General features: G+C 42.6%; 25 protein-coding genes and 1 pseudogene. 17 read left to right on the top strand and 9 right to left on the bottom strand.

Annotated features, from left to right (window positions below):
* Window positions 1-25: 25 nt before the first annotated feature.
* Window positions 26-709 carry a type II CAAX endopeptidase family protein gene (locus tag AB685_RS16605; RefSeq protein ID WP_241773319.1) on the bottom strand — a complete coding sequence of 228 codons (684 nt, stop codon included), beginning with the start codon at window positions 707-709 and terminating at the stop codon, window positions 26-28.
* 85 nt (window positions 710-794) lie between these two features.
* Here AB685_RS16605 and AB685_RS16600 point away from each other — a divergent pair, with 85 nt between their 5' ends.
* Both AB685_RS16600 and AB685_RS16595 read left to right on the top strand, forming a co-directional pair.
* Entirely contained in the window at window positions 795-1,547 is a 753-nt protein-coding gene (locus tag AB685_RS16600) for a MerR family transcriptional regulator (RefSeq protein WP_047971693.1), read from the top strand.
* A gap of 96 nt (window positions 1,548-1,643) precedes the next feature.
* Window positions 1,644-2,039 (top strand): VOC family protein, encoded by a 396-nt coding sequence (locus AB685_RS16595; protein ID WP_047971692.1) that lies wholly within the window; start codon window positions 1,644-1,646, stop codon window positions 2,037-2,039.
* Window positions 2,040-2,261: 222 nt separating this feature from the next.
* On the opposite strand, the gene AB685_RS16590 is transcribed toward AB685_RS16595, so the two are convergent.
* Window positions 2,262-2,831 carry a TetR-like C-terminal domain-containing protein gene (locus tag AB685_RS16590; protein ID WP_047971691.1) on the bottom strand — a complete coding sequence of 190 codons (570 nt, stop codon included), beginning with the start codon at window positions 2,829-2,831 and terminating at the stop codon, window positions 2,262-2,264.
* 277 nt (window positions 2,832-3,108) lie between these two features.
* On the opposite strand from AB685_RS16590, the gene AB685_RS16585 reads away from it, so the two are divergent.
* Both AB685_RS16585 and AB685_RS16580 read left to right on the top strand, forming a co-directional pair.
* Window positions 3,109-5,052 carry an MMPL family transporter gene (locus AB685_RS16585; protein WP_241773325.1) on the top strand — a complete coding sequence of 648 codons (1,944 nt, stop codon included), beginning with the start codon at window positions 3,109-3,111 and terminating at the stop codon, window positions 5,050-5,052.
* Window positions 5,052-6,857 (top strand): X-X-X-Leu-X-X-Gly heptad repeat-containing protein, encoded by a 1,806-nt coding sequence (locus tag AB685_RS16580; RefSeq protein ID WP_047971689.1) that lies wholly within the window; start codon window positions 5,052-5,054, stop codon window positions 6,855-6,857. Before AB685_RS16585 ends, AB685_RS16580 begins: the two co-directional genes overlap by 1 nt.
* 45 nt (window positions 6,858-6,902) lie before the next feature.
* Here the strand turns inward: AB685_RS16580 and AB685_RS16575 are convergent, their stop codons facing one another.
* The gene (locus tag AB685_RS16575; RefSeq protein ID WP_053073852.1) at window positions 6,903-7,697 is read right to left on the bottom strand and encodes a sporulation protein; all 795 of its coding nucleotides are present in this window, start codon (window positions 7,695-7,697) and stop codon (window positions 6,903-6,905) included.
* A 168-nt stretch (window positions 7,698-7,865) separates the two neighbouring features.
* Here AB685_RS16575 and AB685_RS16570 point away from each other — a divergent pair, with 168 nt between their 5' ends.
* Together AB685_RS16570 and AB685_RS16565 are read left to right on the top strand one after the other, a co-directional pair.
* Window positions 7,866-8,219, top strand: a complete 354-nt coding sequence (locus tag AB685_RS16570) for a PadR family transcriptional regulator (RefSeq protein ID WP_047971688.1) — start codon at window positions 7,866-7,868, stop codon at window positions 8,217-8,219.
* Window positions 8,209-8,868, top strand: a complete 660-nt coding sequence (locus AB685_RS16565) for a permease prefix domain 1-containing protein (protein WP_047971687.1) — start codon at window positions 8,209-8,211, stop codon at window positions 8,866-8,868. Before AB685_RS16570 ends, AB685_RS16565 begins: the two co-directional genes overlap by 11 nt.
* 171 nt (window positions 8,869-9,039) lie before the next feature.
* On the opposite strand, the gene AB685_RS16560 is transcribed toward AB685_RS16565, so the two are convergent.
* Complete coding sequence (locus AB685_RS16560; protein ID WP_047971686.1) at window positions 9,040-9,609, bottom strand: biotin transporter BioY; 570 nt, start codon at window positions 9,607-9,609, stop codon at window positions 9,040-9,042.
* 180 nt (window positions 9,610-9,789) lie between these two features.
* Here AB685_RS16560 and AB685_RS16555 point away from each other — a divergent pair, with 180 nt between their 5' ends.
* From AB685_RS16555 to AB685_RS16535, 5 genes are all read left to right on the top strand, one after another.
* Window positions 9,790-10,572, top strand: a complete 783-nt coding sequence (locus tag AB685_RS16555) for an SDR family oxidoreductase (protein WP_047971685.1) — start codon at window positions 9,790-9,792, stop codon at window positions 10,570-10,572.
* A gap of 217 nt (window positions 10,573-10,789) precedes the next feature.
* Window positions 10,790-11,317 (top strand): RNA polymerase sigma factor, encoded by a 528-nt coding sequence (locus AB685_RS16550; protein ID WP_047971684.1) that lies wholly within the window; start codon window positions 10,790-10,792, stop codon window positions 11,315-11,317.
* Window positions 11,292-12,047, top strand: coding sequence for a hypothetical protein (locus AB685_RS16545; RefSeq protein ID WP_047971683.1), 756 nt, complete (start codon window positions 11,292-11,294; stop codon window positions 12,045-12,047). The genes AB685_RS16550 and AB685_RS16545 overlap by 26 nt, the downstream gene beginning before the upstream one ends.
* Before the next feature lie 145 nt (window positions 12,048-12,192).
* Complete coding sequence (locus AB685_RS16540) at window positions 12,193-12,726, top strand: RNA polymerase sigma factor (RefSeq protein WP_047971682.1); 534 nt, start codon at window positions 12,193-12,195, stop codon at window positions 12,724-12,726.
* Window positions 12,716-13,555: a hypothetical protein gene (locus AB685_RS16535; RefSeq protein ID WP_047971681.1), complete on the top strand. Its 840-nt coding sequence runs from the start codon at window positions 12,716-12,718 to the stop codon at window positions 13,553-13,555. Before AB685_RS16540 ends, AB685_RS16535 begins: the two co-directional genes overlap by 11 nt.
* A gap of 245 nt (window positions 13,556-13,800) precedes the next feature.
* Here AB685_RS16535 and AB685_RS30425 read toward each other — a convergent pair.
* Window positions 13,801-14,070: pseudogene (locus AB685_RS30425) on the bottom strand (phosphotransferase); the annotation flags it as partial.
* Window positions 14,071-14,400: 330 nt separating this feature from the next.
* Here AB685_RS30425 and AB685_RS16530 point away from each other — a divergent pair.
* Window positions 14,401-15,033, top strand: a complete 633-nt coding sequence (locus tag AB685_RS16530) for a lysoplasmalogenase (protein ID WP_053073851.1) — start codon at window positions 14,401-14,403, stop codon at window positions 15,031-15,033.
* Window positions 15,034-15,159: 126 nt separating this feature from the next.
* Window positions 15,160-15,903, top strand: a complete 744-nt coding sequence (locus AB685_RS16525) for a hypothetical protein (RefSeq protein WP_047971680.1) — start codon at window positions 15,160-15,162, stop codon at window positions 15,901-15,903.
* Between the two features lie 230 nt (window positions 15,904-16,133).
* On the opposite strand, the gene AB685_RS16520 is transcribed toward AB685_RS16525, so the two are convergent.
* The gene (locus AB685_RS16520) at window positions 16,134-16,553 is read right to left on the bottom strand and encodes a hypothetical protein (protein ID WP_053073850.1); all 420 of its coding nucleotides are present in this window, start codon (window positions 16,551-16,553) and stop codon (window positions 16,134-16,136) included.
* A 230-nt stretch (window positions 16,554-16,783) separates the two neighbouring features.
* Window positions 16,784-17,296: an acyl-CoA thioesterase gene (locus tag AB685_RS16515; RefSeq protein ID WP_047971774.1), complete on the bottom strand. Its 513-nt coding sequence runs from the start codon at window positions 17,294-17,296 to the stop codon at window positions 16,784-16,786.
* A 178-nt stretch (window positions 17,297-17,474) separates the two neighbouring features.
* Here AB685_RS16515 and AB685_RS16510 point away from each other — a divergent pair, with 178 nt between their 5' ends.
* Entirely contained in the window at window positions 17,475-18,938 is a 1,464-nt protein-coding gene (locus AB685_RS16510; protein ID WP_047971679.1) for a protein adenylyltransferase SelO, read from the top strand.
* Between the two features lie 145 nt (window positions 18,939-19,083).
* Complete coding sequence (locus tag AB685_RS16505) at window positions 19,084-19,653, top strand: Uma2 family endonuclease (protein ID WP_047971678.1); 570 nt, start codon at window positions 19,084-19,086, stop codon at window positions 19,651-19,653.
* Window positions 19,654-19,896: 243 nt separating this feature from the next.
* Here AB685_RS16505 and AB685_RS16500 read toward each other — a convergent pair whose 3' ends face one another.
* The gene (locus AB685_RS16500; RefSeq protein WP_047971677.1) at window positions 19,897-21,636 is read right to left on the bottom strand and encodes an ABC transporter ATP-binding protein; all 1,740 of its coding nucleotides are present in this window, start codon (window positions 21,634-21,636) and stop codon (window positions 19,897-19,899) included.
* Between the two features lie 197 nt (window positions 21,637-21,833).
* On the opposite strand from AB685_RS16500, the gene AB685_RS16495 reads away from it, so the two are divergent.
* The gene (locus AB685_RS16495) at window positions 21,834-22,403 is read left to right on the top strand and encodes a TetR/AcrR family transcriptional regulator (RefSeq protein ID WP_047971676.1); all 570 of its coding nucleotides are present in this window, start codon (window positions 21,834-21,836) and stop codon (window positions 22,401-22,403) included.
* 52 nt (window positions 22,404-22,455) lie between these two features.
* A complete protein-coding gene (locus tag AB685_RS16490; protein ID WP_047971675.1) occupies window positions 22,456-23,394 on the top strand; it encodes an SDR family NAD(P)-dependent oxidoreductase in 939 nt (312 codons plus the stop codon).
* A 266-nt stretch (window positions 23,395-23,660) separates the two neighbouring features.
* Here the strand turns inward: AB685_RS16490 and AB685_RS16485 are convergent, their stop codons facing one another.
* Complete coding sequence (locus tag AB685_RS16485) at window positions 23,661-24,728, bottom strand: AI-2E family transporter (RefSeq protein WP_047971674.1); 1,068 nt, start codon at window positions 24,726-24,728, stop codon at window positions 23,661-23,663.
* Window positions 24,729-24,841 lie beyond the last annotated feature (113 nt).

Below are 24,841 nucleotides of genomic sequence, written 5' to 3'. Positions count from 1 at the left end.
AATTGGGTTGGCGTGCCTGTTCCTGTTAACCCACCACCGTCAACACCACCGCCAGCCCGTTAAACACCGCATGAATTATTATCCCCGGAATAATGGAACCCGACTTTTCATAGGTCCAGGCAAAAATCATTCCAGAGATAAAATTGACCGGCAACGTGTTGTAGGTTGGGATGTGGACGATGGTAAAGATCAGGGAACTCCCTAATAGTCCGGCCGTCACATCCCACTTGTCACGCATCCATTTATACAAAAATCCTCGGTAAAAAATTTCCTCGTATAAGGGTGAGACGACAGCGGCAGAAAGGAAGGCGATGGCGAACGTGAACCAGGTGACCTGCTCTTTCAGGGATTCTGTCTTGCTATTGTCGACTCCGATTTGAAAGATATCCATTAGAACTACTAATAGAATACTAGAAACAATTAATACGACCGTCCATACCGGGATCCATTTCCAATAGTTTTTTGAGAATGAGCGCAGACCGACTTCCTTCCAGCCTAGCTGATGAGGTTTTAGGGCAACCAAGTACACGCTTAATGTGAAAATAATGGACATGATGAGGCCTGACATCGTGCCAGCGTAGAGTGTGTTCCCGAATGCTTGGAGTAAAAACCGGTGTAGGTAAGTTTCAATAAAAATTGGCACGAAAACGAGTGCCATTAAGAGTAGTAGGATTAATTCTTTTACATTCCATTTTGTGTTAATTTTCAATGTGATTTCCCCCAGATATTTTGTATGATAGATATAGGATAGATGGTGACGTTACGTAACCTGCAAGTAGTTTAGGAGGGAATATATGAATTATTTTTCATCGGGAGATGTAGCAAAGAAACTAGGGGTTTCCTTGCGGACGGTACGATATTATGACGACATTGGATTGGTGGAACCGACACGGAAGGATGAGAGTGGTAGGCGCCTATATACGGAGGAAGATATCCTCCAGCTTCAAAAAGTAATGTTGTTGAAGGAAACGGCCATGCCACTGAAGGACATCCAAAAAGTCTTGAATCAGATTACGATGGAGCGGATTCTTCTTTTACACAAGGAAAAATTGGTGAGTGACCTCGAGCAACTAGATCTATCTCTTGATCACACACATTCTCTACTAAATATGATTAAGCTTGAAAAAGACATTCAATGGGAGCATCTTATCCCCTTGCTAGGTGAGGACTTAGAAGAGAAACGACAGCAGCGTTCAGCAGCAATGGAAATGGCATTCAGTGGCGAGGAGCAAGCGGTTTTGCAAGAGAACTTGCCTAAGTTAGAAGACAATCCGGTGGAGGTGGCGAAGTGGATTAATATCATCAAGCGGATTGAGCTTTGCCTTGCAGGTGGGAAAACTCCGGAATCGCTAGAAGGTCAGCTGATTGCTGAAGATGTGATGATTTTATCTAAGGAGACATTCAATGGCGATGGCGAGTTGGCGGCGAAGTTCTGGGATGTGAGGAAATCGGAAGAGGCATCTAATGAGTTAGGATTCTATCCAGTGAGGCAGGAAGTGTTGGTGTTTTTGGAGAGGGCGATGAGGGAGACTTCAATATCTTCATAACTACTTATTGAACCGTTGACTATAGATGATTTATGATAGAGAAGTAAGCTGGGATATATTAGGAATCGAAATAGGAGATCCAATAGGAGGGGAACTATGGGTAGATTAATTCATTTCGAAATCCATGTGGATGACATGGAGCGTGCAAAGGGGTTTTATGGAGAGGTATTCGGTTGGTCGTTTCAAGATTGGAGCGAATATGCTGGAACACCGTATTTCGGAGCGGTGACAGGCGACGAGAATGAGCTTGGGATCAATGGTGCTTTAATGCAGCGTAAAGGTGCACCACCTGCAGAAAATCAGCCTTTAAATGGGTTTGCCTGCACAATGGGAGTGGCGGAGTACGATGTCACGGAAAAGTTGATTCTTGAGAATGGCGGGAAAGTGGCAGTGCCAAAGTATGCATTGCCTGGAATGGCGTGGCAGGGGTACTATGTGGACACGGAAGGCAATGTGTTTGGTATCCACCAGCCGGATCAGAATGCGAAATAGATAGAGTGGGAGACAAGACCTGATGTATGAATGTTTGAACAAACATTCATACTCGGGTCTTTTTTTTAGTGTAAACACCTAAACTTGGCGGCGTGCCTGTCCCTTCAGCCCAAAGTAGCTCACCACGTATGATTTATCAACCACTTTGGGCAATATAAATGCCATTCGACAACCTACGACAAAATTCACACCTCATTTCAATTGGAATTCTCAAAAACCGCGTCACCGTACCTGTCCCCTCAACCCACGGTTCAAAAACTCATTCAACAACCCCGCCATTTCCTTTGGTGTCTTGTTCATCCCACTCTCCAACCAGTTCTTAATCATATAAATACTTCCGCTCACAAAGAATATACTTAAGTATTCAAAGGTTTCTGCGTCGACTTGTTTGCTGGGAATGAAATTTTTCAATATGTATTCTTTCGCAATCATCATGCCCTTTTTCTGAAATTGCACTTCCGTATTTTCACTCAACAAAATACAACAAATGTCACTTTTAGCAGCAATGTATTCAAAGATCTTCTCGGTCATTTGGTATGCTTCATCTTCTTTTGAGAAATTATATTGGTTAAGTGTTTTGACCATGTCCTCTGTGAATTCATCGTCGATGGAATCCAGTAAGTCGTATTGACTGGAATAGTGGGCGTAAAAGGTGGACCTGTTGATGTCTGCCTTTTCACAGATTTCTTTTATGGTAATGCTACCGATGGATTTCGCTTTTAACAGGTCCAACAAGCTATCCTTCAGTACCATGCGTGTATATTGTTTTCTTCTATCTACTTTTTCGCTCATTTGTCATCATGCCCCTCAAATAAAAAATTTCCTCGTTATCCAACATTAATGATTAATTTGTTGACTATCTAACATCTAGAAACCAACTGTCTGTTGAATACCCAACACTGTGTCTAATATAATAATAAGATGAAAAGGGTTAAGACACAAGAGAGGATGAAAAACGATAAATATAGCATCACGTATTATAAAACATAAAAAGGCTGTTTTGATTGTGTTTGCGTTGGTGACCATCATCTCGACCGTGGCGCAGTTTTTTGTCTCGGTCAATTATAATATGGTAGATTATCTGCCGGATGATGCCCAGTCGACCAAGGCGATGGAAATCATGGAAAAAGAATTTACCGGCTCTGTTCCGGATACGCGGGTTATGGTGACGGATGTATCCATTCAGGAAGCCGTTTCGTATAAAGAAAGATTAGAAGCAATCGAGGGTGTTGCCGATGTGCTTTGGCTTGATGATGTCGTCGATATGAAGACCCCGCTTGAAATAGCTGACACGGAATTGGTCGAAACCTATTACAAGGACAGCAATGCGCTATTCTCTATCAGTGTGGGCAGCGGAAATGAGGTGGCCGTCACAGATGCCATCTATGAGGTGATTGGGGATAATGGCGCGATTGCCGGAGAAGCCATTAATACGGCGACCTCGCAAAAAATGGCTGGAAACGAATCGATGTATGCGGCAATGTTACTTGTGCCGATTATCATCTTTATCCTCGTTATTTCCACCACTTCTTGGGTGGAGCCGATTTTCTTCCTGACAGCGATTGGGGTATCCGTCCTAATCAACTTAGGAACGAACATCTTTATTGGAGAGGTTTCCTTTGTGACGCAGTCGGTTGCGCCGATCCTGCAGCTCGCCGTGTCACTTGATTATGCGGTGTTCTTGCTCCACAGTTTTGCAGAATATCGTAAGAAGACCAACAATCCGGAAGAGGCAATGGAGCTTGCGATGAAAAAGTCGTTCCCGGCCATCACGGCAAGTGCGGCGACGACGTTTTTCGGATTTATTGCCCTGACGTTTATGGATTTTGAGATTGGTTCTGACCTTGGCTTGAACTTGGTTAAAGGAATTGTTCTGAGCTTTATCAGTGTCATGGTATTTTTGCCGGCTTTGACGCTTTTCTTTTATAAATGGATGGATAAGACGCAGCACAGAAGCTTCATTCCAAGCTTTGAGGGAATCGGGAATTTCGTGGTGAAGTTCCGCATACCAAGCTTATTAATTGTTCTTGCCCTCATGGTGCCGGCGTTCCTAGCACAAACCAATACCTCTTTTACATATGGATTTGGGGAATTGCCAGACCATACGAGAGCGGGTGCGGATTATAAGCAAATTAATGAATCGTTCGGAGAAATCACGCCGATCGTGCTTTTGGTGCCAAAGGGTGATGTGGCAAAAGAGGAGGAGCTTGTTACAGAGCTTGAGGCCATGGACTATGTCACAAGCGTAGTGTCCTATGTAAACATGGTGGACCCGGTGATTCCGCCGGAGTACTTGGATGAAGAGGTCCGGAATGAATTTTATTCGGAAAATTATAGCCGGATAGTTATCAACACCAATCAGGCTACAGAAGGAGACATTCCTTTTGCGATTGTGGAAAATGTGGATAAAGCCGCATCGGAGTATTACGGTGAATCCGCGCTCAGCCTTGGGGAGAGCGTGACGTTATATGACATTAAAAACACGGTGACAAAGGATAATATTTTGGTCAATGTGCTGACGGTGGTGACGATTGCGATTGTGTTATTGATTGGTTTCCGATCGATTTCTATGCCGGTTGTGCTGCTCCTGACGATTCAGTCCGCCGTATGGATTAACCTGTCGATTCCGTATTTTACGGAAACTTCACTCGTGTTTGTAGGGTATCTAATCATCAGTACGGTGCAGCTAGCGGCAACAGTGGATTATGGGATCCTCTTTACGGAAGCCTATACCCACCACCGCAAGGAAATGTCCGCGAGAAAGGCGATTATAAAAACGCTGGATGAAAAGACCTTCTCAATTTCCATTTCGGCAGCAATTCTATCAAGTGTCGGGTTTATTTTATGGATTACGTCTTCCAATCCAATTGTCGGTTCAATCGGACTGTTGCTTGGAAGAGGAGCGCTGTTAGCCTTCATCATGGTGCTGTTCTTTTTACCGGCGATGTTGTTGGTGTGCGATAAATTCATCAAAAGAACTACCTATAAGTCCAATTTTAAAGAGGAGAAGTGATGATGAGACAAAAGAAGATACTTTATGTTGCGCTTGCTGGGATGCTCTTTTTGCCTTCTTTTCTAGGGAATGCGAGCGGTGTTCTGGCTGAGGGTCAAGGGAATGTACGGTCCAAAGAAGAAGTCGTCTATGCCACGTTGAAAGCCAACGGAGATCCAGGTCCGATCTATGTCGTGAATACACTGGAGGTTGCCATGGCTGGAGAAATCCTTGATTTCGGAAATTATAAAACGGTGAAAAACCTGACGGATATGACAGAACTTGCGCAAGATGGCGAGCGTGTTGCGGCGGATGTGGAACAGAAAGGAAAGTTCTACTACCAAGGGGACTTGGAAGAGGGGACGGAATTACCTTGGGATGTGACTGTGACGTATCTATTGGATGGTCGTGAGGTGGATTCTTCCGAGCTTGCTGGTGAGAGCGGTCATGTGGAAATCCAAGTCGAAACGTCCTCGAACAAGAACGTGGACTCCGTCTTTTATGAAAATTACTTGCTGCAAGTATCCCTAATGCTACCGAACACCTACCAGAATATTGAAACATCTTCTGGCGGAATGCAGGCCAACGCCGGGAAAAACAAGCAGATCACGTTTACCGTCATGCCTGGAAAAGAAGAGCAGCTTCTGGTTGAGGCTGATGTCGAAAACTTTGAATTTGATGGTGTCGAGATTGCCGCAGTTCCGTCCAGCCTTCCGATAGATACAACGGGAACGGAAGGGATGACTGATGACATGGCAGAACTGTCAGATGCCATTGGACAATTGAATGATGGGGTTGGCCAGTTGCAGGACGGGGTTGCTGAATTGAACAACGGTTCCACGAAGCTTCGGGACGGTTCTGCACAATATAAAAATGGCATCAACCAGCTGGATGGATCCTCTACAGAGTTAGTGGGGGCATCGAATTCTATAAAAGAAGCGTTAGTAACAATCAACCGTGAGCTTTCCGGTGGTGCCGCTGACGTTGATTTGAGCAGCTTGACGAAATTGCCTGCAGGATTGCGTGAGCTTGCGAAAGGCTTGAATGATACGGCAGACGGCCTCGGGAAATTACAGGAGAACTACGGGGCGGCATATGCTGCACTAGATGGTGCAATTTCGGAAATCCCAGCTGGGGACCTATCTGAAGCAGAGATTGCCGGATTATACGAAAGCGGAGCAGACCCTGCTGTTGTGGATAAGTTGGTTGCCAACTATGCAGCTGCACAAAAAGTGAAAGGGACTTATGCACAAGTGCGTGAAGCATTTGCTGCAGTGGAGCCATCCCTTACCCAGGTCGATGGGGCAGTTAGAGGGATGAGTGGCACCTTGACAACGATTGCTGATGAGCTAGCGGCTTCACTAGAGGAAACCGATTTGAGTGGGTTTGCCGAACTGACCAAAGGGATGGAGACGTTAGCGGGTAATTATAATCAGTTCCATTCTGGACTTGTGAGCTATACGAACGGGGTTGGAGAGCTATCCACATCCTATTCACAGCTTCACACAGGTTTGATTGGTTTGACGGATGGTACGAGTGAATTGTCATCTGGAGTCGGTGAATTGTCTGAGGGAACAGAGGAATTATATTCTGAAACAAAAGATCTACCTGAAAAAATGCAAGCCGAGATCGATAAAATGATCCAGGAATACGATAAGTCAGACTTTAAGCCCGTCTCGTTTGTTTCAGCGGAAAATGAGAAAGTTACTTCAGTTCAGTTTGTTATTAAAACCGAGGCAATTAAGATGGAAGAAAAGAAAACGAAGGAAGCGGAGCCTGAGAAGAAGAAGGGGTTTTGGACTTTGTTGAGAGAGTTGTTTAAATAAAGAAAAAAGAGCCCATCCGTACCAAAGGATGGGCTCATTTCTGCCTTACAAAACTCTATCAATAATCTTCTCAAACTCGTCACTCACAGACCTTCTGTCATTCAAGATCTGCTCGTTTTTAAACGTCACACTGCCTCTGTTTTTATCCAAATTAAACTTATCCACAACTGAGGATAATGGATTTCTACGCAGTTTATCCACATCAAACAGAACCGTGGTTTCCACATCCCCTTGGAAAATGTAAACTTCGATTTCTTCTAATCTCTTAAAATATTTTCCGAATGTAGGGACGAATTCGTATTGTTGGCCGAATACTTTTTCCGATTTTAAATTAAAGGGAAGCTTCTGGCTTTCCATTTGACGGAACTTCAACCCGAGAACTCTCAGGGCGTCGAGGATTTGTTCATGCACCCTGGTAGGTTCGATGGTGATGTAGTCTTTATCTCTTGGATCTACAGCATTTTTCACATCAGCTTCTGTTGCGATCCAAACGGGCGGGATGTTCTTTCCTGTTTCCGGATCTTGCATGGTAATAGGTGTATCCAAAGGAATTCGGAATGAAAATGGAATTTCCTTTCGTTCGCCGGCATGAATGGTAAATGAATCATTCAGTTTGTGGGTATGTATGACTGTGTTAGTCAGGCGGCTGCTTCCTTCATGACCGTAAAGGGTCATCAGTTTCAAGTGAATGGCATCAATTTTTTGATTGGAGTTTCCACCTAATATCTCCACAATTCCATCCAATACTTCCCCTTGCATAAAATAATTCTTCTTCAATTTCGTATCCACTTTCGCCGAGCCGATCCCGACACTGGTAATTAGTTTTGAAAATAGGGACATTGCTATTCCTCCTTCGATCGTCTACTAATTAGTACGATATTGAAGGGGAAAAGTTTCTTTTATAAAATTAGTAATTAATGGTACTTTACAAACAAAGTAATTGGTCAGAAAAATTACTTTGACACACACAGTAATATGTTGTAAATTATAACCAGGAGGTGAAGTAATGTGGGAACCAAGATATCAACTGATTTGATAAGGGGCCATACGGATACCATTATTCTGAATGTACTTCGGCAAGGGGATAGTTATGGTTATCAGATCTACAAGACCATCATTGAGTTGAGTAAAAATCAGTATGAACTGAAAGAGGCAACTTTGTACACAGCTTTTCGACGGCTCGAGAAGGATGGCTTTATTGCTTCGTATTGGGGAGATGAAACGCAGGGTGGGCGCAGGAAATACTACCGGATAACCGAAGATGGTACAGCGCGTTACTTGCAATTCAAAGATGAATGGAAGTTTGCGAAAGAGGTACTTAATTACTTGATAGAGGGAGGAATCGAAATTGATGAGAACTAATGGGGATAAAAAGGTCCAGGCATATGTGGATGGTCTTTTTTCAGGAGTTGGGGAAAGTCAGCAGTTGTTTGACCTCAAAGAGGAGCTAACAACCAATCTTAAAGAGAAAATTGCGGATTATAAGAGAGCGGGGATGGAAGAAACAGTAGCATTTAACGAAGCGGTAAGTTCCATGGGCGACCTTAGCGGGTTGGTCGATGATATGCGCGAAGTTGGTCAGGACAAAGCGAAGCAAGCAGTCTATTCATCCATGACAGCACGGATTTCTGCGGCCGGATTGATCACGGGGATATTGCTTGTTTTATTCGGTGTATTAACATCTGCCATGCTGTTTTTTATGGGATTGCAATTGGAAGCTGTAACAGGTACTGCGATATTTGCCGTGTTTGGAATTGCGATTATTACGTATAGTGCGTTAACGAGAGAGACGAGTAAAAAGTATGCGATGAATAAGGTGCGGGCGATTTTTTATGCAGTGGCAGTCGGGTTGGTCGCCTTTAGTCTGTTTGTGGCTTTTACTTCAGGGTTTGCGACTGGGGAGATGTATATTGCCATTAGTTCCTTCATGATTTTCTTCTTGGTTGGAATTGGTTTATGGTTAGGCCTTGCTTTTACGGGAACGGATCGAAGGAAGATGGTGGCGAGGTAGTGAGATCTAAACTATTTCAATGGCAAAAGAAACCCACCCTTAGGTAAAAGCAAAAGGTGGCTTTCATATGAAATCAATATTACCCACTATTTAAAGCTAGTGAATGTCGGGAGAAGTGTTGGAGCACTTCTCTCTTTTAATTATACACGATTTTGATAAGGAGGCTCCAGTTTATGCGGCTACATCACCTTTATTGTGTAGCAAGTTTGCTTGCTTAAGGCGTCTTCTAACTGTAATACCAATCCAACTAGCTAAAAATGCCTTAACTAGACCGACAACAATAAAAGGATAAACTCCAAATTTCAAAGCATCCGCCCATGTCATATCCATCACAAGTTTTAACTGAATTGTTCCCATCACAAGTGTGATAATCATCCCGACGGTGTTCGCGATCATTGCCCATTTTAATGTGAAAGATGTTTTTTCCAAAATGTAACCAGTAAAAAATGCAGCTAAAATAAAGCCAAAAATGTATCCCCCTGTTGGACCAACAAGTACTCCAGCCCCACCTTTCATCTCCGCGAACACCGGCAATCCGACTGCTCCAAGAAGAACGTAACATACCATTGACATGGCTCCGTATCTGCTTCCTAATATTGTTGCGGCAAGTCCTACCGCCAATGTTTGCCCGCTGATTGGTACAAGTGGCAATGGTATTTCCATTTGTGCCAATACCGCCGTGATCGCTGCGAACATGGCGCATAATATAAGCCATCGTAACCTTTCGTTTCTTACGTTCATCTGATGATCCTCCTATTTTGTTAACTAATTTATAATTTCAGTTTACATAAATATCAGGATGATGGGAAGGTTTTTTTCTTATGGAAAAAGAAGCGGTAGAACCGTCCCCCATCTCCTTGTTTTGCCACCACTCCTTCAGGGAAAACAAAACGATAACCTATTTTTACAGGAGGAGTTCAAATGGCGAAAACAATATTCATCACAGGAGCAGGGACCGGACTTGGAAGAGGTGCTGCGTTAGGACTTGCCGAGAAAGGGCATAGAGTTATCGCAACAACGGAACTGACATCCCAGAAAACAGATCTATTGCGAGAAGTGGAGAATCAAGGGCTGGAGATGGAAGTTTTCAAGCTCGACATTACCAACCCTCTTGATTTGGAACAGATGGAAAAATACGATTTTGATGTGTTTGTGGCAAATGCCGCAATCAATGAGGGAGGGCCGCTTGGGGAAGTGCCGATGGAAAGATTTCGTGCCCTTTTTGAAATCAATGTTTTCGCGACCCTTGAAACTGCGCAGATTGCTGCAAGGAAACTGGTGAAAAGGGGAAGCGGAAAGATAGTCTTCATGAGTTCCATGGCGGGCATTTCCGCGACACCATATGTGGGTCCTTACACGGCAACCAAGCATGCATTGGAAGGAATAGCGCAGACGATGAAATCTGAGCTAGAAGAGTTCGGAGTGAAAGTGGCGACAATCAACCCAGGACCATACGCAACTGGCTTCAATAAACGTGCTGCTGAGGAAAAGTGGAAATGGTTTGATGAAGAAAAGCATTTTACAAGAAAAGCAGACATGATAGAGCAGGAAGAGCAGTTGAAAGAGTTCCATCCGGAAGATATGATTGAAAAGATGGTAGAAATCATCCCAGCCGATGAGCATAAGTTCCGTACCGTTTATCCTGAAGAGACGGAGAAACAGTTGAAGGAGACGGAGCAGGAGCGGTGGGGTATGAGAATATAAATAGAAGATATAGAAACCGGTGACCTTCATTCTGGGATGGAGTCGCCTTTTTTTTACATCTATTGAACAAATATGGAGTAATTAAAGTTATTATAGGGATGGTTCTCCTGCTTCTAATTGAGAGGTGGGAGAGCCATCCTATTATTTTTCTCTATTTTAAAACTTTTTTGAAGTTCACCCGTCTATACAGTGTCAAAAAAACGAGGGGGAAAACCAGGTGTCATTCTATAAAGAAAATGAGATAGAGGAGTGGTATAGCCAATACCATCAGACTATTTTCAAATACATTATTCTCATGGTCAAAGACAGTCAGCAGGCAGAGGATTTGACGCAAGAGACTTTTATAAGGGCATATAAGCATCATCATACATTTAAAAGGGATTCTTCCCCGAAAACATGGCTTTTCAAAATTGCTCATAATACTACTGTCGATTACATCCGTAAAATGAAGCCGATTAGATTATTCCATCAAGTATTTAATAAAGAACTGGCAGCATCATCAGAGGATATCATCATCCTTAAAGAGAATTCCCGAGAACTTTATGAAGCTTTAAGTAATATGAAAGCTGCATATAAGCAGGTAATCATCCTTAGAAAGATTAAAGGCTTTTCTATCCTGGAAACAGCCCACATCTTGGACTGGTCCGAAAGTAAAGTGAAGTCAACTTTGTTTCGAGCGATGCAGACCTTGGGAGAACATATGAAGGGGGAGGTAAATCATGAAGAGAAACAGTTTAGAAAGTGAATACGGGTTGGACCAATTATTGAAAAGGTTAGAGTATGATCTGGAGTGGAATCATGATCGAGCCGGTTTGGTAAGGGAGAGAATCCGGTCAGATATCTATAGGATGAAGAAAAAGCGGAGAGTGACAAACATTCTTCTCGTTGCAGCAACTTTGTTTCTCTTAATGGGTACTCCTCCTTTGCTTCAAGAACATTGGGGGTCATTAACGGGTGATTCCACTGAAATAAAAAAAGAAACTGTACTTCAAACTGATGAACCAATTTCAGCAAAGCAGCAGGACAAGGACATCATTTTAGATCCCGAACATAACTTTTTTCCTTTGAATGCACAGGAAATTGTAGAAGGAATTAGCGGGGAGCCTACTATAACTAGGGCTTCATATGGAAAATACCCTTATCAACTCAGTGAGCGTCCAGTTGAATTTCTACACGTCAGAATTGAACCCCATGAACTTTCCCAAGAAAAAATGCTTAAACAATTGAATCCGGAATTAAATTATCATCCCTCTGTCCCCTACGAGTCAGAAGAGTTAATGGTTGGGGAACATCCCGCAATTCTTAAAGTTTCCGGGCAAGAAATGGGAGGAATTATTTTAGAAGTAGTTACCGAAGATTTTATCTACCTTTTCACAACTCCTAAGTCATTCCAGCCAAAGGATATGACAAGTGAAGAAATAGAACAATTGAAGGCAGACTTGATTGAACTTGCAAATTTATTTCAACTTGAATGAAGGAGCGGACCTCTCGTTTTCTAGTGTAAACTAGAACTACGAGAGAACCGTTTCTTTTTTTTTGAAAAAAGTGTAACCATATTACAATCCTCACGTCCTTAAAGTAAGCAAATTTGCGATAGCTATAGAGAGATAGGTGAAATAAATGGAGGGAGAATGGTCCATTCGAAAGCTGAATGATTGGTATGAGCGTTATAGTGATGAGGTTTTTCGTTATGTTCTGATGATGACCGGTGATCCAGAGATGGCGAAGGATTTGACGCATGATACCTATATCAAGGCTTATCAAGCAATAGATCGTTATAAAGGGGAAACAAGTGAAAGGAATTGGCTGTACCGGATTGCCCGGAATGCGACAATTGATGAGTTTCGGAAGAGGAAGCCTTTTCGTTATGTGGCGGATTCTTTTGCAGCTACTGCCATGCTTTCAACAGCAGAATATCTACCAGAGCAGGTCGCGCAGCAAGGAGAATATGAGGCATATCTGTATCGTGCCCTGCAGCAATTGAAAAGGTCGTATCGGGAGGTCATTACTTTACGAAAAATAAAGGATTTGACGGTTCGGGAAACTGCGGAAATCCTGGATTGGAGCGAAGGCAAAGTGAAGACCACTTTGCATAGAGCGTTGGAAGCCTTGAAGAAACAAATGCTGAAGGAGGGTTATAACCATGACGCATGAGAAAGATGAGAGTCGCCTGGATCGGACATTGAAAGGGTATCAGAAGATCAAGATGGATGATGAAGGGAAGAAAGAACTTCATGAAAAAGTGATGGAGTCGGTTAGGCAACCGGAGAAAAGACAACAAAGGAGATGGGATATGAGGCCGGTATTTTCATTTGTGTTGGCTGGGTTATTATTGGTGATTGGTGGGTATGTTCTGGCGACTGAGGTGATTTTTTCAGATTCGGAAAAGAGTTTGACGGTGGAGGAAGAGACTGAAGCTGGTGTAGAACCTGGGAATGGAGGGGTGACCCCATATACCAATTTAGAAAAAGTAGCTTCTGCAAAGCTAGGGACAGAGGTTCATATACCGTTTCATGCTGAAGTTCCTTTAAAGGTGGCTACCATTATAAAAGACGGATACATTATTGATGATGAAGCTCATATCGGCAATCCAGTTTACGGAATTTTCATTTATAGTACATTGGATGCGGGAGAAGAGGAAAAGGAGCAGGAAGAGGAATTGGAGAAAAGATATGGTGGCGTCTTTGGAAATATAATTTACGGTGAGCCGTTGGTTGATGATAAACACATGGTGAGTCTGAGCATAGTAAATGGAGATACGAGTCAAATAGATGATATTAATAGACATCTGATTGAAGAAGAAAAAACAATCGCCGGCAAAACTGTCTATTATAGTCATAGAAAAGATTCTATCCCGGAAACGTTCAGAATCAGTTTTCGACAAGATGATGATGTGTATGCATTCTATTTTAATATGGAAAAAGTAACGGAAGACTATGCGTTTGCTTTTGTGGAGAAGTCGTTGAAGCAGATTCAAGAATAAGTGAAGGACGGCTCCCTCGGTAGCTCGGTAGGAGTTAACCCATTATGAATTTCTAATTTTTAAAGGTATGAAGACAATCTGGAAGGTGATTTCTAGCTGAAATTGTCATCATCCCGCTTATGAAGACAATCTCGTAGCTTATTTCTTGTTAAAAAGGACTTCATACCACTTATGAAGTCCTTTTCATTGTTTTTTTATGCCAAAGTGTTCTTCATCTTACCAAGCTAGACCTCTACTGCTAGATTCTATTCCTCATTCACTCTACCCAACACCTGCTTCGCCATCTCCATATATTCCTCCAAACCAGATTTAATCGCAAACTCAGCTATGGCGATAGGGTAGGCTGCAGTCAATTTCATTACGTGCTGTGCCATTCCTGGCCATACTACGTAGCCGCCAGCTTTTTCATAGTGATGGATTAACTCTTTTAAAACATCTTCTCCAAATGTACGATAGTGTGCTACAAAGTCGATGGCAATGTCGCTTACGGAAGCTTCCGTCCAGTCGATAAAGCCAGGACCTTATTCAAACACCTCCATTTACAGATTTTCCGAACGGGAAAGCCCACTCCTTAAAAGTCGGAACGAAAAGCATATCAAGAGTCTTTCTAGGCTTGTTGAGAGAGGTGCCTTGCTATACGCAATACGTCCGTTAATGTTTTAGGAGAAAGCACGCCAGTGCTTTGGTGGAAACTCTTTTCGAAAGGGAAGATAAGGGCACCATCGAGAAGCGTAAAAGTACCCTAGAACCCCACTGCTTTAGCTGTGGGAGTTGTCAGATCTTTCACGGATTCTTTTTGTGGATTAAAATGTAAAGTGTATCAATGTCTGAAGGAGGTTTCCGTCTTGTTAATAGCTCTCTCATTTCTCACCATGCTTTTAGGAATTTTTTATCTTTTGGCGATAGAAAAACAACATAAATTATGGATATATCTCTTAAAGCCAGGGACGATGGTTATCATTATTTTAATAGCGGTGATGGGCCTTGTGAATTCCCCCTCTTTTTTTAGCTGGTGGATCTTGGCGGGGTTATTATTTTCTATAATAGGTGATATTTTTCTGATGCTGCCAAAGGATCGTTTTGTATATGGATTAATATCTTTTTTGGCCGGGCATATATGCTATGTTGTGGCGTTTTTATACTTTCCAGTCGGTGGAGTAAATATATGGATTACTGGATCGTTACTTTTTGTCGCAATTCTATACCTCTCAATATTGTTGAAAGGGGTTCTGAATTCGGGAGGCATCGTTCTTTTCCTTTCAGTCACCGCATATGTAGTAATCATCACGTCCATGGTATGGGCAGCATTCTATAGTCAACAGCCGCTTATTTTAGCAGGGGCAATCTTGTTTTTCTTTTCCGATGGCATTCTTGCTTGGGACAGATTTGTCGGAAAGTTAACATATAGAAACTATCTGGTGATGATCCCTTATTATTCGGCACAATATCTGTTTGCAATTTCTTTGCACTGGATGTGATTTGTTACTAGATTTGACAGAGAACAGTTCCAAGTTAATGGAAAAGAATCATTAATAAAGAAGGAATATGTAAATAAATATCGAATCCTTTCTTTGTATCAAACTATAATTGAAGGGATTGATGTAATGAAGAAATATGAAACAGTTGATAATGTTGTGGGTTTTGCCCAGTCGGCAACACATTCCGGGGAGTTTAAAAATGACCTGCCAATTTCCGAGGAGTTAAAAGTAGAGTTACTTACCGAGGTTTATAACGACTTTGCTAGAGAGGTGGTTGGCACCCATTTCAAAGACTTTCAGGAACTGATGCAGGAGTACATCGATGAACACCAGATCCCCGAAGAGAAAAGGCATTCCCTTGAGCACAACCTATTCTGGTGGAAAGTACTATACCAGGCAAGCATTGGAGTCGAGATTTTATTCGTGCAGGAATATATCGCAAAAAACTATTCAGTCCTCAAACACAAACCACTTATCATCTCCTGGCTCAAACAATGGGAGATGGCCACAACCAAATTCTACTATGTTGGCTTTAAGCACAACGACCGCACCTTAGTCTTAATTGATATCCTAACTGAAGAGACACTTGATGTTGTCGTTTATGACCGGAACGCTATCCCGCCAATAAAAGGCGAAATAGTGGTGGGGACTATACTTCCCATCGGAGACGCCCTATATTTTCCTATTCTTGATTTCTACCATTTCGACTACCGAGCAAGAGAACATATCGCAACCCTCCTACCTCACTATTACGAACGTTACCAAAAAAACTCAACCGAACAAGAAGCCTTCATTCACGTTTTATCTGCCGCCTTGCAGGTGGAGCGCATTCTTAGGGATGAGGAGGAGAAGGGGGATAAAAAGGACTAGGTTATGAGTCTAAAAAAAGTAAGTAGTTCAGTTTTAAGGTTGAAAAACTAAATTAACTTCACTATTTTGAGTTCAATTCGCATATGAATTGGACTCTTTGTTTTTGTTGATATATCAATATTTATTGGCAAAATAGGTATGAAATAGCACACAAATTAGCATATTAATTAGTAGGTTGACAATAGCTGTTGGTCATATGCCAGAAGTTCAGATAAAAAGCTCAGTGAAAATTATTCACCGAGCTTTTCGCCTGTAATGATTTCATATAAAACTGTGGAGTCCTCTTTAGAAAGTTTAGTGTATTTATTTTCACCTTGGATAATCACTTCGAGCATATCCTTTTGGGGAGTTAACCAAATTAAGTATTTATTGTTAATCCTAAAGTCAGGAGGGTGAGCCATTTGAACTTTAGCGTTTTCCCAATTCGCTTCTCGAAATATATTTAATACTTTTTCTACCTTTTCCTTGTCCGTTATTTCATTAAATTGTTCATATTGATTTTCTGTTCCCACACGTTTTTCAATGAATAGCTTTTCTTCTTCAACTATTATATTTGTTTCATTAACTTGCTTACTATCTGACTTTAAATTACACCCAACTAATGAAATGAGTGCAATCGACACAAACATTAAGATAACGAGTTTTCTCATAAGACACCTACCTTTGTTAAGTTTTCTTTCATATAGACGAATAATTCGCTAAATAAGTTTCATTCCCTTGTATTAACCACTAAAAATAGCATCAGCTAAAACTGATGCTATTTCCCTTGCGATTTGCCGTATATTTTTTAGTGAAAACATATGTTAGTTCATATTCCTTTTATGATTTTCTACTTCAAAACTGAACTGCTTGCCAAAAAAGCGCTCTCCTTTTTGTACGTTTAATCTATTGACGAAAATCCACTTGTCAGCTTGAATGCCAATCCTTTACTTTCGGCACGTCTATTTCTTCGTGTTTTTGCTCGTTCGTACCCGGTTTGATGCAAGTAAATCTCTTCCTCCGTTTCTGGTGTGATGGAAGGAACGGGGGCAGGTTTACCTTGATCATCGAGTGCGACAAACGTCAAAAATGCCGTCGCAGCAATGGTTCTTGTACCCTTAGTTAAATCCTCCGCCGTCACTTTCACAAAAACCTCCATGGATGAATTTCCTGTCCAAGTCACAAATGATTCGAAAATGACAGCATCTGTAGGACGAATCGGGGACAGAAAATCAACCGAGTCCATGGATGCAGTCACACATTCGCAACGGCACATGCGGGCGGCGGATATGGAGGCAAGCATGTCCACATCTGACAACAGTTTTCCTCCGAACAAGGTGTTATGGTTATTGATATCATTTGGAAATACGCGGCTGGTTCGGATAACACGGGTATCCTTGCAGGTTTTGTTCATTTTGGATTCTCCTTGGCTTAAAAGATTATTTTTTGCATTCAGTAAATATTTTAGCATTATTTTCCTCTATTCCAAACATCCAACTCTCAGTAACGAACTGAACCTCCATTTATTAAAACAGATGGCTTTAAGGGTATAATAGAGAATAACGACAAAACAGATGAGAAGAGGGGATTTGATGACCATAAAAAAACATGAAACTGAAATAGGCTGGAACTTCGACAACAGCTATGAGTCGCTACCAGGACTGTTTTTTTCAGAAATAAAGCCGAATCCTGTGGAGTTACCGAACCTGATTTTGCTTAATGAATCGGTGGCAGAGGATCTTGGACTGAGTGCGGATGCTTTGAAAGGGGATTCGGGCCTAGAGGTATTTGCAGGTAATAAGATTCCGCAAGGTGGTTCGGGTATTGCGCAGGCGTATGCTGGGCATCAGTTCGGGAACTTTACCATGCTCGGCGATGGCAGGGCGCTGCTGGTTGGGGAACAAATCACTCCAACTGGTGAGCGGTTTGACATTCAATTGAAGGGATCTGGAAGGACTCCATACTCCCGTGGTGGGGATGGCAGGGCGACTATAGGACCAATGCTGCGCGAGTACATCATCAGTGAAGCGATGCATGGCCTTGGCATTCCGACCACACGAAGCCTTGCGGTAGTTACAACCGGCGAGGAAGTGTTGAGGGATGGACTGTTACCTGGTGCAATCATGACGCGTGTCGCATCCAGTCATCTCCGTTTTGGGACATTTCAATTTGCGGCGCAGTGGGGGGATTTGGAAAAATTGCGTGCTTTGGCGGACTATGCGATGAAGCGACATGACACTGAGTTGGATGCTGGGGACTATATCGGCTTTTTTAGAAAGGTGATGGAGCGTCAAGCTGCATTGATTGCGAAATGGCAGCTGGTCGGATTCATTCATGGTGTCATGAACACGGACAATATGACCATCAGTGGGGAAACCATCGATTACGGACCGTGTGCGTTCATGGATGTGTATGACCCGGCGACCGTGTTCAGTTCCATTGATATGCAAGGGCGTTATTCGTATGAAAATCAGCCGCGGATCGGGGGATGGAATCTGGCGAGGTTTGCGGAATCCTTGCTGCCGTTGTTCCATGAGGACCAGAAGAAGGCGGTCGAGTTGGCGCAGGAAGAGCTCTATAAATTTTCGGATTTGTATAAGGGTCACTGGCTTGCCGGAATGCGTGCGAAGCTTGGACTGTTTGGTGAAGAGTCTTCGGATGAGGCTTTGGTGCAGGGTCTACTTGATGTGATGAAGGAAAGTAAGTCGGACTTTACGAATACGTTCCGTGAGCTGACGTTGGGTGAGCTTGGGCTTGGCGAAAAGCCGGAATTTCTAGAGTGGCATTCGATGTGGCAGGAGCGTTTGGGGAGGCAGTCCGAGAGTGCGGAATCTGTGCGCGAGTTGATGCGGAAGAGCAATCCAGCCATTATCCCCCGTAACCACCGGGTCGAAGCGGCATTGACGGCTGCGGTGGAGCATGGAAATTACGGAGTGATGGAGAATTTGGTCAAGGTATTACAGGATCCGTATGCGTATTCGGATGTGCAGGAGGATTATTGTGTGTCTCCTGGAGTGAGTGCGACTGTAGGATATAAGACGTTTTGCGGGACCTAATGAGATGTAGGGTGAGGGTGACCAAGGAGAATGGTAATCCTCACCCTCACGCTAAGTGCAGAGGAACCCCTTCCTCTTCAAACCGGTCAAAGATGATATAATATTATAAATAGTATTTCCAAATTGATCTAAAGAGGTGAATTCCATGTCACTATCCAAAGAGTCTTTTGTCTCCTTAGAAAGATATTATGAAATCCGCGAATCAAGTGACCATTTATACGAATATATTGATGGCTCTGTCTTCATGTCCCCATCTCCTTCTACCAAACATCAAAGAGTATCTGGTCGCCTTCAATTAAAATTCGGCAATTTCCTAAGTGAGAATGAGAGCAACTGTGAAGTGTTTGTTGCCCCCTATGACATTGAGTTGTCTAAAGAGGGGATGGAAGGAACCAAAATTGTCATTCCCGATATCAGCATAATGTGTGATGCAAATGGCTTCACAGAAACTAAATACGTTGGTATTCCAAATCTTATTGTTGAAATTTTAAGCCCCTCCAACCAATCACATGATCTAATTACGAAGCTCAATCTTTATATGAAGTATGGGGTGAAAGAGTATTGGATCGTGAATCCGATGTTAAACTCCATCACGGTTTACTCTCTGAATGAAGAAGACGTATATGAACAATTTGATATAAAAACAGAACAGGGAACCATTACTTCAAAACTACTTGATGGTTTCCATGTCGAATTAAAATATATTTTTAAATAGCTCTTTTCTCAAAGATTGTTGCTATTCACTTGTAAAAAGTCGGCAATTGGACTTTTTACCGCATATAGACTCTAATGTAGGCATAAAACCTATTCTGATAACCGGGAAAAGAGCACGATAGCAAGGAATATAACGGTTGGTTCAAAAATACGAAAAAGCAACAAAGTATACGAAAAGAGCCTTTTAAATAGAAAAATGGTCAAGGACCCAAAATCCTTGACCATTTTTTTAACTTCAACCACCCTAAGTCAGCTGCTGCTCCGCAAACTCCCGATACAGATTATGCGATTCCACCAGTTCCTGATGTGTCCCGACACCAGTAATCTCACCTTTTTCAATAAAGATAATCTTATCTGCGTTCACAATGGTAGACAGTCGATGGGCAATCACAAACGTAGTCCGTCCTTCCATCAACCTTGTCAACGCCTGCTGGACAATCCCTTCCGATTGGCTGTCTAGGCTTGCTGTTGCCTCATCCATCATTAATATTTTCGGATCCCGCAAAAAGGCCCTTGCAATCGCAATCCGTTGCCTTTGTCCACCGGATAGCATTACGCCGCGCTCTCCAACCTCCGTATCGAGTCCTTTCGGAAACTCTTGGATGAACTGATCTGCATAAGCCATTTTGGCAACTTCCCACAAGCGATCATCTGTGAGCTCCTCTTTATTTTCCAAGCCATATGATAAGTTATCCCTGATAGTTCCAGCCATCATCGGACTGTCCTGGGAAACGTAGCCAATCTGCTGGCGCCACGATTTCATGGACAGCGAGCGAATTGGTGTAGTTCCAACATAAATTTCCCCGTCCGTAGGCTCATAAAAACGTTCCAGTAGTCCGAAAAGGGTACTCTTTCCGCCCCCACTTGGCCCTGCAAAAGCAACCATCATACCGGGTTGCACGTCGAAGGATACTCCTCTGATAATTGGCTCGTCCTCGTTGTAACCGAAGGAAACCCCTTCAACTAGAATTGGCTGGTTGGTGATATCCGCATCCATACCTTCCTGCCCTGGTTCTTCGTCAATTTCCAGGATATCAATAATTCGTTCTGTAGCACCCTTTGCCTTTTGTAACTGTGTAAAAAACATCGTAAAGGATGTAATTGGGAAAATGATCTGGAACAGATAAAGCAGGAATGCCACAAGTGCACCTGTTGTCATCGTTCCTTCTGCAACACGAATCCCTCCGTATCCGATAATAACGACGATTACGAACATGACGACCATATACATAAGTGGTCCGATGATTGCGAAAATGCGCGCTTCTCGCAGTCCGAACGTCAAAAGCGTGCGGATGCCGGTTTTACCTTTCAGTTTCTCTGCTGTTTCGGCATTAGATGCTTTCATCAGGCGAATTTCACTTAATGTCTGCTGAACACTGCCTGTAAAATTGGCTGTCTCATCCTGCATGCCACGGGATATTTTCGCCATTTTTGTTCCTAATGGAATCATCACCAATGTAGTGATTGGTACAGAAATCAGCATAAGCAAGGTCATTTTCCAATCCATAATCAAGAGAATAGTGACAGCCCCGATAATGGTGATGATACCTGTAATGAATTGAGGGAAGTGCTGCGAAATCAAATCTTTCACAATCCCGGTGTCATTCACCACGCGGCTGACAGATTCTCCGCTCGTCTTTTTGTCAAAATAGCTGACAGGCAGGCGAATCAGTTTGAACCACATTCTCTCACGAAGGCCGGCAACGATACTCTGCCCAACGTAGGCGAGCGAGTAGGTGGAAAGCCCGTCAATTATGGCCTGGATGATGAAAACCGCAGCAATCGTAATGATTAGTGCGACACTTAGTGATTCCATGGAGAAGCCGTCGACAAGTTGCTGGGTGAGCAAAGGGATGGTCAGGCCGACTAGCGTTGTGATAAGACTTCCGATTAATCCAAGGGTCAGCGCTACCTTTGGTATTTTGGTGGAGAGTATGAGTGAGATGAACTTCTTGAGATTGGTGTTTTTGTTTGTTGGTTCCATTTATTTTTTTGTCTCCTTTGGAAGAATGAAGAGGACAGGTTCTGCCTGCCTCCAATTGTACGTTTATATCAACTATAAGATCCTCCTTCATTGTGACAGATTAAGGAACTTGTTTCCAATTTAACAGTTGACAACAGTATCTTCAAGCGTTTATATTTTAATTAAACAGTGGTCAATAAAAAGGATGAGACAAGAATATGACACCTAGAAAAGCGGTAGCAAAGGAATTGACTCAGGAGATGGTGATGGTAGCTGCTAGAGAGCTGTTCCGAAAGAAAGGGTACCAGCAGGTTTCCATGAGACAGATTGCAGCGGAGCTCGGCTACAGTCACGGAGCAATTTATTATCATTTCAAAAATAAAGCGGACTTGTTTTATGCCATGATTGAAACGGACTTCAAAGAATTAGATCGTTGGCTGGAAGAAGTGATGAAACAGGATTTTGATAAAAGGACCAAGTTGAAGAAGGTGCTCCTCGCATTCATACGATTCGGTCTCACCCACAAGAATCAGTATGAATTGATGTTTTTACTGGCAGATGAGGAAGTGAAAAGCTACGTCAACAAAGGGCCGAACGAGTCCTATAAAAAATTTGCAGATGCACTCGTGGAACTTAGCGCAAAGTCTATCAGCATCCAGCAGGCATGGTCCATTTTCCTTTCGTTGCACGGCTTTGTCAGCCACTATTGCCGTTGTGACGCAGAATATGAAGATGTGAAAGGGTTGGCCGAGTCGCATGTGAATTTTATCCTAAAATCCTTAGGATAAAATTTTTTTAGAATAATTGACCGTTGGTTAATAATAATTGGAGGGTTTTAAAATGGAAAAAGCGATGGTTATTGGCGCATCAGGCGGGATGGGGTACGCACTGGTCATGGAACTTGTCAAACGAGGAGTAGAAGTAGTTGCTTTCGCTAGAAGAAAAGAAAGGTTAATTAATCTATTTGGAGGGGTGGAAAAAGTGATAATCGTGGCTGGCGATGCAAGTGAATTGAAACAAATATCTTATGCTGCCAAAGGGGTAGATGTAATCTTCCATGCACTTAACCTCCCCTATGAAGAGTGGAAAGAGAAACTGTTACCGATTACCAAAAACATACTAGAAGCAACTGAAGAAAATAGTGCAAAGCTTGCGGTGGTAGATAATATTTATGCTTACGGTAAAAGCAATGGTGTTCCACTGAGTGAGGATAGAGAAAAAATACCTCACACCAAAAAAGGGAAGCTACGTTTGGCGATGGGGGAATTAATTCTGCAGGCGCCAGTCCCGTCCTTTGTCTGCCACTTTCCGGATTTCTATGGTCCCAATGCTTCTAACACCTACATCCACTTTACACTTGAACAGCTCCTTAAAAAAGGAAAGGGAGGTTTCGTCGGTAGAGGTGATATAGAAAGGGAATTCATCTTTACAAAAGATGGGGCGAGAATGATGGTAGAATTGGCTTTAAGTGGAGACGCCTATGGTCAAAGCTGGAATATCCCTGCAGTCTCCACCATCACGGGCCGTGATTTTGAGCAAATAGTGAAAGAACAACTTGGGGAAGATAAGCAACTCTACTACATCACGAAGCCGATGTTTACACTATATGCCTTGATTGCCGGCAAAGGCATGAGAGAGGCAGTGGAAATGCAGTATATCAACTCTGAACCTACCATTCTTTCAGGAGAAAAAGTGAAAAGGTTTTTAGGAGAAACATACAGTACTACGTATGAAAAAGGAATAGAGGAAACAATAGAATTTATGCAGAAACAGATTTAGATAGAAGGCTCTTTTCTCAAAGATTGTTGCTATTCACTAATAAAAAGTCGGCAATTGGACTTTAATCGGCCTTTGGATTTTTCACAGCTTATCTACTTTAAAATAGGCATGTAGGTTATTCTGTACGCCGTGAAAAGAGCACGACAGTAAGGAATATAACGGTTGATTGAAAAATACGAAATAGCAACAAAGTTTACGAAAACAGCCAAATAGAAAAAGGGAATCAGCCATGATTACTGATTCCCCCATATAATGTAGGAGCTCATCTAAATACTCCGCAACCGATAAAACCTATACAAATTCTTCGTTACAACCTTCAACACCGAATACACCGGAACCGCCAGTAGGATTCCAATAAATCCATACAACTTCCCTGCTACAAGTAAAAGCAAAATAACCGTCAAAGGATGGATGGAGAGTTTGTTTCCGATAATCTGCGGCGACACAAGATTTCCCTCAATCTGTTGCACAACAGCCAGCAGAATCAAGATTTTCAAGACCATAAATGGATCTGTCATCAGTCCGATGATCACAGCGGGCAAGATACCGAGTGCAGGACCGATGATTGGAACGATAGCGGTAATGACAATGAAAAGCGCCAGCACCAAGGCATAATCCAATCCGATGATAAGGTAACCGATATACATCAGAATGCCATTGACTAATGCAACGAGCATTTGCCCGCCAATGTAGGTGGATAGGGTCTTATCAATGTCGATCAACAATCTTTTCCCTTCGTCATGGTGCTTGCCCGGTAGCATTTTCAAAATGAAGGGTAACAGCTTATGGCCATCCTTTAGGAAATAGAACAGAATAAACGGTACAACAATAAGGACCGTTAAAAAGTCGGTGATGGAGGAAATGATAGTCGACACATTATCTCCAATGCTCTTTGTCTGTTCCTTTAAGAATCCCAGTACACGTTTTTTGGCTTCCTCATAGGAAATGAGATCGAAGTTATTGTCATCAATCAGTTCCTTTGTCTGTTCTTCGTTCTTTTCAAGGAAAGCAGGAAAGTCTTCGGCAAACTGGACGACCTGCTCCTCAACTTTTCCACCGACCGAAAAGCCACCTAGAACCGCGCCACCAATAATTGCTGAGAATACAAGAATGATAGCTAGAGTTCGCGGCACATACTTCGACCTAGCCAGAAAATTAACCAAAGGCTTCAAAATATAGAATAGGAATCCTGCAAATATAATAGGAAAGAACAGGGTTGTGATGAAGCTGATAACCGGTTGTACGATAAATTCCACTTCACTTAATAGAAAAACAATTAATAATACGAGAATAATACCTGTTACATATTTAAAGAACGGGTGTCTGATCCACATGGTATCCCTCCAAATAAGGTAATAGTGGTCTATTCCCGTAGATGGAGGTCGTTGAAACGGGGTCAGACCCCAATGCCTTTTTTGCTTTACTTTTTTCACTTTTATACTGTATG

The organism is Bacillus sp. LL01 (assembly GCF_001037965.1).
This window is presented reverse-complemented; position numbering and strand designations above follow the sequence as displayed.

Coding starts and splice junctions, on each gene's coding strand:
- AB685_RS16590 (WP_047971691.1), bottom strand. CDS start 2,831: ATGAGCGAAAAAGTAGATAGAAGAAAACAATATACACGCATGGTACTG.
- AB685_RS16490 (WP_047971675.1), top strand. CDS start 22,456: ATGGAAAAAGCGATGGTTATTGGCGCATCAGGCGGGATGGGGTACGCA.
- AB685_RS16540 (WP_047971682.1), top strand. CDS start 12,193: ATGGAGGGAGAATGGTCCATTCGAAAGCTGAATGATTGGTATGAGCGT.
- AB685_RS16510 (WP_047971679.1), top strand. CDS start 17,475: ATGACCATAAAAAAACATGAAACTGAAATAGGCTGGAACTTCGACAAC.
- AB685_RS16545 (WP_047971683.1), top strand. CDS start 11,292: ATGAAGAGAAACAGTTTAGAAAGTGAATACGGGTTGGACCAATTATTG.
- AB685_RS16560 (WP_047971686.1), bottom strand. CDS start 9,609: ATGAACGTAAGAAACGAAAGGTTACGATGGCTTATATTATGCGCCATG.
- AB685_RS16505 (WP_047971678.1), top strand. CDS start 19,084: ATGTCACTATCCAAAGAGTCTTTTGTCTCCTTAGAAAGATATTATGAA.
- AB685_RS16575 (WP_053073852.1), bottom strand. CDS start 7,697: ATGTCCCTATTTTCAAAACTAATTACCAGTGTCGGGATCGGCTCGGCG.
- AB685_RS16585 (WP_241773325.1), top strand. CDS start 3,109: ATGGTAGATTATCTGCCGGATGATGCCCAGTCGACCAAGGCGATGGAA.
- AB685_RS16535 (WP_047971681.1), top strand. CDS start 12,716: ATGACGCATGAGAAAGATGAGAGTCGCCTGGATCGGACATTGAAAGGG.
- AB685_RS16515 (WP_047971774.1), bottom strand. CDS start 17,296: ATGAACAAAACCTGCAAGGATACCCGTGTTATCCGAACCAGCCGCGTA.
- AB685_RS16495 (WP_047971676.1), top strand. CDS start 21,834: ATGACACCTAGAAAAGCGGTAGCAAAGGAATTGACTCAGGAGATGGTG.
- AB685_RS16595 (WP_047971692.1), top strand. CDS start 1,644: ATGGGTAGATTAATTCATTTCGAAATCCATGTGGATGACATGGAGCGT.
- AB685_RS16580 (WP_047971689.1), top strand. CDS start 5,052: ATGATGAGACAAAAGAAGATACTTTATGTTGCGCTTGCTGGGATGCTC.
- AB685_RS16555 (WP_047971685.1), top strand. CDS start 9,790: ATGGCGAAAACAATATTCATCACAGGAGCAGGGACCGGACTTGGAAGA.
- AB685_RS16520 (WP_053073850.1), bottom strand. CDS start 16,553: ATGAGAAAACTCGTTATCTTAATGTTTGTGTCGATTGCACTCATTTCA.
- AB685_RS16565 (WP_047971687.1), top strand. CDS start 8,209: ATGAGAACTAATGGGGATAAAAAGGTCCAGGCATATGTGGATGGTCTT.
- AB685_RS16500 (WP_047971677.1), bottom strand. CDS start 21,636: ATGGAACCAACAAACAAAAACACCAATCTCAAGAAGTTCATCTCACTC.
- AB685_RS16600 (WP_047971693.1), top strand. CDS start 795: ATGAATTATTTTTCATCGGGAGATGTAGCAAAGAAACTAGGGGTTTCC.
- AB685_RS16525 (WP_047971680.1), top strand. CDS start 15,160: ATGAAGAAATATGAAACAGTTGATAATGTTGTGGGTTTTGCCCAGTCG.
- AB685_RS16485 (WP_047971674.1), bottom strand. CDS start 24,728: ATGTGGATCAGACACCCGTTCTTTAAATATGTAACAGGTATTATTCTC.